The sequence below is a fragment of the Haloferax sp. AB510 genome (assembly GCF_024136985.1).
Lineage (GTDB): Archaea > Halobacteriota > Halobacteria > Halobacteriales > Haloferacaceae > Haloferax.
Genome location: NZ_JAMYJY010000152.1, coordinates 1 through 6,432 on the forward strand (window position 1 = coordinate 1; position 6,432 = coordinate 6,432).

The window sequence follows — 6,432 nt, forward strand, 5'->3', positions numbered from 1 at the left end:
GCCACGGCTCCCGCCGCCGCGACGACGCCCCTCGCGTGGACGGTCGAGGCCGCCGGCCGGACCCTCGGCCTCCAGCGCCCGCTGTTCCTCGTCGCGCTCCCGGTGGCCGCGCTCCTCGCGTGGGCACTCATCTTCCGCGGGGCCGAGGGGACCGCCGGCGGGCGCTCCCGGCGACTCCTGTTCGCGTCCCGATTCCTCGTCGTCCTGTGCTTGGTCGTCGCGGCCGCGGGCCCGTACACCGTCACGACGCGGATGTCCGACGGCGACCCGCAGGTGACGCTGCTCGTCGACGACTCCGACAGTGCGGCCGTCACCGAGGACGTGGCGTCGCAGCTCGCGGCGGACATCGAGGCCGAGGGCGTCCCCGTCACAACCTCGACTGTCGCCCGGGGCGAGGAGTCGCCTATCGGCGACGCCGTCGCGGCCAACCTCAGGCCCAACGGAACGGTCGTCCTCGTCTCGGACGGGCGGGTCACCTCGGGGCGGAGCCTCGCGTCCGCGACGACGCTCGCCCGCGACCTCAACGCGACCGTGAGCGCGGTCGCGCTCGAACCGACCGACACCGAACACTACGTCACCGTCAGCGGCCCGTCGAAGACCAGCGTCGGCGTCGAGAACGCGTTCCTCGCGCAGGTCGACGGAGTCGTTCCCGAGGACGCCGAGGGCGCGACCGTCGAACTCGTCGTAGAAGTCGACGGCGAGGAGGTTGCCCGCGAGACGGTCAACACGACCGGCGGCGTCGAGTTCTCCCAGACGTTCGAGACCACCGGCACCCACCGCGTCACCGCCCGCATCGAGAGCGACGACCGCTTCCAGACGAACGACGTGTTCCGCAAGACGGTCCGCGTGGTCGAGCCGCCGCGGGTGCTGTACGTCTCCCGCGGCGACTACCCGTTCCGCGACTACCTCTCGGAGCTGTACGACGTGGAGACCGCCGAGGCCGTCCCCGCGGACCTCTCGTCGTACCACGCCGTCGTCTTACAGGACATCCGCGCCGAGGACGTGGGTAACACCGACTCGCTCCAACGGTTCGTCATCGACGGGGGCGGCCTGCTGACCGTCGGCGGGCGGAACTCGTTCGAAAACGGCGGCTACGACGGGTCGAGCCTCGCGTCGATGCTCCCGGTCACGACCGGCGAGGGCGCGTCCCAGCAGACGAACCTCGTGTTCGCCATCGACGTCTCCGGCAGCGCGGAAAGCGGCATGCGCGTCCAGAAGTCGGTCGCGCTCGACGCGCTCGACCAGTTCGGCGACGAGAACCAGGTCGGCATCGTCGGCTTCAACTACCGCGCCTACGAGGTCTCGCCGCTCCGCCCGCTCGGGCCGAACCGCGAGTCGACCGCCGACCTCATCCGTCGGCTCCAGTCCGGCGGCGCGACCGACATCGCCGTCGGCCTCGAGGGCGCGGCCGAGCAACTCGGCGACAGGCGCGGGACGGTCATCCTCATCAGCGACGGACACGACCGGTTCCAGGACGCCGCGAGGGTCGCGGACCGACTCGGCCGCGACGGGGTCCGCGTCATCACCATCGGGACCGGGCCGAGCCCGAACGAACAGACCCTCCGGACCATCGCGCGGGCGTCCGGCGGGAACTACCTCAGGGCCAGCGAGACCGACCGGCTTCGCATCCTCTTCGGCGGGTCGAACCGCCAGTACGCCGGCGACGGCCTCACGGTCGTCGACCAGAACGACTTCGTCACCGCCGGCGTCGAACTGACCGCGAACCCCGGCAGCGTCAACGACGTGTCGGTCAGGAGCGGCGCGAACTTCCTCGTCGCGGCCGACGACGGAACCCCCGCAGTCGCCTCGTGGCGCTACGGCCTCGGCCGCGTCGCGACCATCACCGCCTACGCGGGCGACGGCACGCTCGACGGCCTGCTCCAGAGCCCCGACTCGCTCCTGCTCACGAAGTCCACGAACTACGTCATCGGCGACCCGGAGCGGAAGGCGACCGGCGTCGCCGAGGTGGCGGACACCCGCGTCAACCAGCCGACGACCGTCGTTTACCGCGGCGGCGAGCGCCCGCGGGGCGTCGAGGGGCTGTCCTTCTCGGCGGTCAGCTCCGGCGTCTACGAGGCGACAGTCGTCCCCACGGAGACTGGTTACCGGGACGTGCTCGACACCGCCTTCGCAGTGAACTACCCCGCCGAGTACGCCGGGTTCGGACGGTCTGCCGCGCTCGAAGCCGCCGTCTCCGACAGCGGCGGGACGATGTACGACCCCGAGGACGCGACCGAAATCGCCGCCTCCGCCCGCGACAACGCCGCCGGCGTCCAACCCGTTCGCGACGACTGGGCGGCCGCGTTCGTTGCCGTCGCGTTCTTCCTCTACCTCGCCGAGGTGCTCGTCCGGCGTCTTCAAGTGTATCGGGGTCGAACGCAAAGTGAAGGTGGTTTGATATGAGCGCCCTGGGTCGGTCCCTGAATCTCGGTCTCGTCCTCGTCATCGTCCTCCTCACCGCCGGAACCGTCGGCGCGACGATGTTCTACCAGTACTCGGTCGATTCGCTCGACCAGCAAAACGAGCAACTGCGCGAGCGAAACGAGGCGCTGGAACAGGACCTCTCGCAAACTCGACAGAACCTGTCGGCGACACAGGCGGAGCTACAGGAGCTGAACAGCAGCCTCGAACGCACCCGCGGCGACGTCTCGCAGGTCGCGAACAACCTCGAAGACGCGGAGTCACAGCTCGAATCGACCCAAAGCGAGCTGTCGTCGACCCGGAGCGAACTCCAGGAGACCGAAAGCAATCTCCGAGACGCTCGCAACCGTATCAGCGAACTCACGGCGACGCTCGACGAACTCGAAGAACAGCGCAACCGGCTCGAAAACCAGATAGACGACCTCGAAACGGATAACGAGGAACTGGAAGAGACGAACGCCGAACTGGAGACCCAGATTGAGACGCTCCGGTCCGACATCAACGAACTCGAAGACCAGGTCGACGAACTCGAAGCCGACCTCCGGCGGGCCTGTTCCGAGTTCGAAGACGGCAACGAACCGGCGGTGTGCAATGGTGTCTGAACCATCCCCGTCCGAACCGGGCGACAGCAGTGACGTTCCCGGCGCTGCCGACACGTCCGACGCACCCGACGCGCCTGACGCGCCCGCCGGCTCGAACGCGGGAAGCGCCCGCCGCGAGGCGATGGCCGACGCCGTCAGCGAGGTCCGCCGGGAGGCCGCGAAGGCCGCCGCCGTCTCTAGCGTCGTCGACGCCGCGGTCGCGACGCTGTTGGCGAACATCGCGTTCCGGGTCGTCGAGTTACCCGTCCAGTCGTCGGTGTCGCTCGGCTTCCTCCCGCGGGTCGACCCGGCCGTCTCGGTCCACGTCGCCGTCCCAATCGCCCTCGCGGTGGGCCTCCTCGTCGGCGTCGCGGAGTACCTCATCCTGATGCGGGTCCCGCCGGTCGAGCAGTTCGAGGCGGTGAACCCCTCGGTCGCCGAGGCGCTCCGGACCGCCCGCGACCTCGTCGCCGACGAGGGGAACCCGAACCGCGATTCGCGCATGTCGGTCGCGCTCTACGACGACGTGCTGTCCCGCCTGCGGGAGTCGTCGTCGGTGGAGCTTCTCCCGACCCGCCGTATCGTCGGCGCGCTCCTCGTCGCCCTGCTCCTCTCGGCGGGGAGCATCCAAGTCGCCGTCTCGGACATCCAGTTCGATGGGCTCGCCGGCGACGGCGGACCGGCGGGCGACAGCCTCGACCGACCCGACGAGGAGGCGGGGCTCCAGAACGGGAGTTCGATTCTCGGCGACCCCGAGGACGTGGCCGCCGGCTCGGAGCAGTTGAACGCCACCGTCGCCGGGACCGGCGGGAGCGGCGACGGGCCGGAGTCGTCGGCTGCGGCCTACGACTCGACCGGCTACGGCGGCGATAGCGCCGTCGAGAGCCAGCGCGCCGGCTACCTCGCCGACGACACGCTCGAAGAGGCCGACCTGATTCGCGACTACACCCTGAAGATACGAGAGAACGACGATGAGTGACAAACGAGACTGGCTCGGCGACGACGGACAGCAGACCGCGGCCGAAGGCGATATCGCGGTCGAAACAGACGACGACCTTGACCTCAGCATCGAGGACCTCCAAGCGAACGTCGCGGCGGTCAAAGACGAGGTCGGAAAGCGCATCATCGGCCAGCACGACGTGGTCGAGCGACTGCTCGTCTGCGTCCTCTGCGATGGCAATGCGCTCCTCGAATCGAACCCCGGACTGGGGAAGACGACGCTCGTGCGCGCCCTCTCGGACGCGACGGACCTGCAGTTCTCGCGGGTGCAGAACACGCCCGACCTGATGCCCTCGGACATCACGGGCACCGAAATCATCCGCGAGACGCCGGACGGTCGGGACTTCGTGTTCGAGCGCGGTCCCATCTTCGCCAACGTCGTCCTCGCCGACGAGATAAACCGGGCGACGCCGAAGACGCAGGCCGCGCTCCTCGAAGCCATGCAGGAAAAGCAGGTGACCGCCGCGGGCGAGACCTACGAGCTCCCGGACCCGTTTTTCGTCCTCGCGACGCAGAACCCCATCGACCAGGGCGGTACCTACCCGCTCCCCGAGGCGCAGACCGACCGCTTCCTGATGAAGATTCTCGTCGGTTACCCCGAGTTCGACGAGGAGCGGACCATCGTCAAGCAGTACGCCGAGGGCGCGGCGTCGCCCGAAGTCGAGCGCGTCCTGCCGCGGACGCACCTGCTGGCGGCGCAACGGCTCGTCCGACAGGTCCCCATCTCCGACGACATCCGCGACCGGACCATCGAACTGGTCCGCAAGACCCGCGAGGACGAACAGGTCGAGTTCGGCGCGAGTCCCCGCGCGAGCATGGCGCTCGTCCTCGCCGCGAAGGCGCGGGCGTTCGTCCACGGGCGCACCCACGTCTCGTGGGAGGACGTGGTCGAGATGGCCCCACCGGTCATCAGACACCGCATCATCCTCGACTTCCGGGCGGAGCGCGAGGGGCTCGACCCCGACGACGTGATTGCGCGGCTGTTGAACGAGTGACGGACCGATGATAGACCCCGGCTTTCTCGACGAACTCGACCGCTTCGACACCTCGCTGAAGCGCGTCTCGAACGCCCGACGACAGGGCGACCAGGAGTCGCCGGACGTGGGCGAGGGGCTCACCTTCAGCGACCACCGGCGGTACGCCGCCGGCGACGACCCGCGGCTCATCGACTGGAAGGTGTACGCCCGGACCGAAGAGCTGTTCATCAAGCGGTTCGAGGCCGAACGGAACCTGACGGTCCACGTCCTCCTCGACACCTCGGCTTCGATGGACTTCGGCGAGGGCGACACGAACAAGTTCGAGTACGGCGCGAAACTCGGCCTCGGCTTCTGCCACCTCACGGCCGAGGAGAACAACGACTTCCGCTTTTCGCTCCTCGGCGATCTGCCCGACCGCATCGACACCGACGCGTCGAGCCGCGGCGAAGTGCTCCGGCTCGTCGAGCGGCTCAACGAGACGACGCCCGGCGGCGACGGCGACATCACGGCCGCGCTCTCGACCTACGCCGAGACCATCCGCTCGCGGTCGCTCGTGGTGGTCGTGAGCGACCTACTTTTCGACCCCGACGACGTCGCTTCCGGCCTCGCCGCACTCGCGCGAAACGACGTGCTCGTCGCGCAGGTGCTCACACCCGAGGAACTCGGCCCGGAGGCGACGGGCGACGCCATCTTCGAGGACCCCGAGTCCGAGGCGACCCGCCGGACCTACTTCGGCGGGTCGGCGGCGCGGCAGTACACCGACCGGCTCCAATCGCATCTCGCGGCGGTGGACGAGCGGTGTCAGGCGCTCGGCATCGAGCGCGAACTCGTCGACACCGGCGCGGACTTCTTCGACACGTTCGCCGACCTCTGGCTCGGCGCGCGGCTCGGCGGGGAACGTCGCGGCTAATCCGACTCCCGGCCCAACATCGCCGCGGACCGCGGGCTTTTCACGAACTACCCCCCATTGGCCGGTGTGACGGAGACACAGGAACGCCGCGTGGTCGGCCTGGTCGCGGGCTCGCACGTCGTCAACCACGCCTACCTCGTCGCGCTCGCGCCCGTCATCGGCCTCGTCGCCGACGACTTCGGCGTGAGTATCGCCGCCGTCGGCCTCGCCATCGGCGTCCAAGGCGGGGTCGTGACGCTCCTGCAACTCCCCTTCGGCTACCTCTCGGACGCGCGGAGTCGGACGCTCGTCCTCGCTATCTCGCTCGTCGGCGGCGCGGTGGGAATCGTCGCGACCGCGCTCGCGCCCTCCTACGCGTGGCTCCTCGCCTCACAGGCGCTCCTCGGCGTCGGCATTGCGGGCCATCACCCCGCGCACTACCCGCTGTTAGCGACCGCCTCCTCGGAGACGAACCGCGGGCGGGCGTACTCGCTGCACGCCCTCGGCGGGTCGCTCGGCTTCGCCGTCTCGTACGCCATCGCCGCCGGCGTCGGCGCGCTCGGGT

The 6,432-nt window shown here is 69.5% G+C and carries 6 protein-coding genes; all 6 read left to right on the top strand.

Annotated features, from left to right (window positions below):
- The coding region (locus NKF06_RS19220) for a VWA domain-containing protein (protein ID WP_253246329.1) at nucleotides 1-2,403 on the top strand (2,403 nt) is incomplete at its 5' end.
- Nucleotides 2,400-3,023, top strand: a complete 624-nt coding sequence (locus NKF06_RS19225) for a chromosome partitioning protein (RefSeq protein WP_253246330.1) — start codon at nucleotides 2,400-2,402, stop codon at nucleotides 3,021-3,023. The genes NKF06_RS19220 and NKF06_RS19225, both read left to right, overlap by 4 nt.
- Nucleotides 3,016-3,981 (top strand): hypothetical protein, encoded by a 966-nt coding sequence (locus NKF06_RS19230; RefSeq protein ID WP_253246331.1) that lies wholly within the window; start codon nucleotides 3,016-3,018, stop codon nucleotides 3,979-3,981. The genes NKF06_RS19225 and NKF06_RS19230 overlap by 8 nt, the downstream gene beginning before the upstream one ends.
- Complete coding sequence (locus tag NKF06_RS19235; protein ID WP_253246332.1) at nucleotides 3,974-4,996, top strand: MoxR family ATPase; 1,023 nt, start codon at nucleotides 3,974-3,976, stop codon at nucleotides 4,994-4,996. Before NKF06_RS19230 ends, NKF06_RS19235 begins: the two co-directional genes overlap by 8 nt.
- Nucleotides 4,997-5,003: 7 nt before the next feature.
- Nucleotides 5,004-5,888 (top strand): DUF58 domain-containing protein, encoded by an 885-nt coding sequence (locus NKF06_RS19240; protein ID WP_058827116.1) that lies wholly within the window; start codon nucleotides 5,004-5,006, stop codon nucleotides 5,886-5,888.
- A gap of 66 nt (nucleotides 5,889-5,954) precedes the next feature.
- The coding region (locus NKF06_RS19245) for an MFS transporter (RefSeq protein WP_253246333.1) at nucleotides 5,955-6,432 on the top strand (478 nt) is incomplete at its 3' end.

Bases quoted from the DNA above. Each gene is read 5' to 3' on its own strand.
- NKF06_RS19225 (WP_253246330.1), top strand. From the start codon at position 2,400: ATGAGCGCCCTGGGTCGGTCCCTGAATCTCGGTCTCGTCCTCGTCATC.
- NKF06_RS19235 (WP_253246332.1), top strand. From the start codon at position 3,974: ATGAGTGACAAACGAGACTGGCTCGGCGACGACGGACAGCAGACCGCG.
- NKF06_RS19240 (WP_058827116.1), top strand. From the start codon at position 5,004: ATGATAGACCCCGGCTTTCTCGACGAACTCGACCGCTTCGACACCTCG.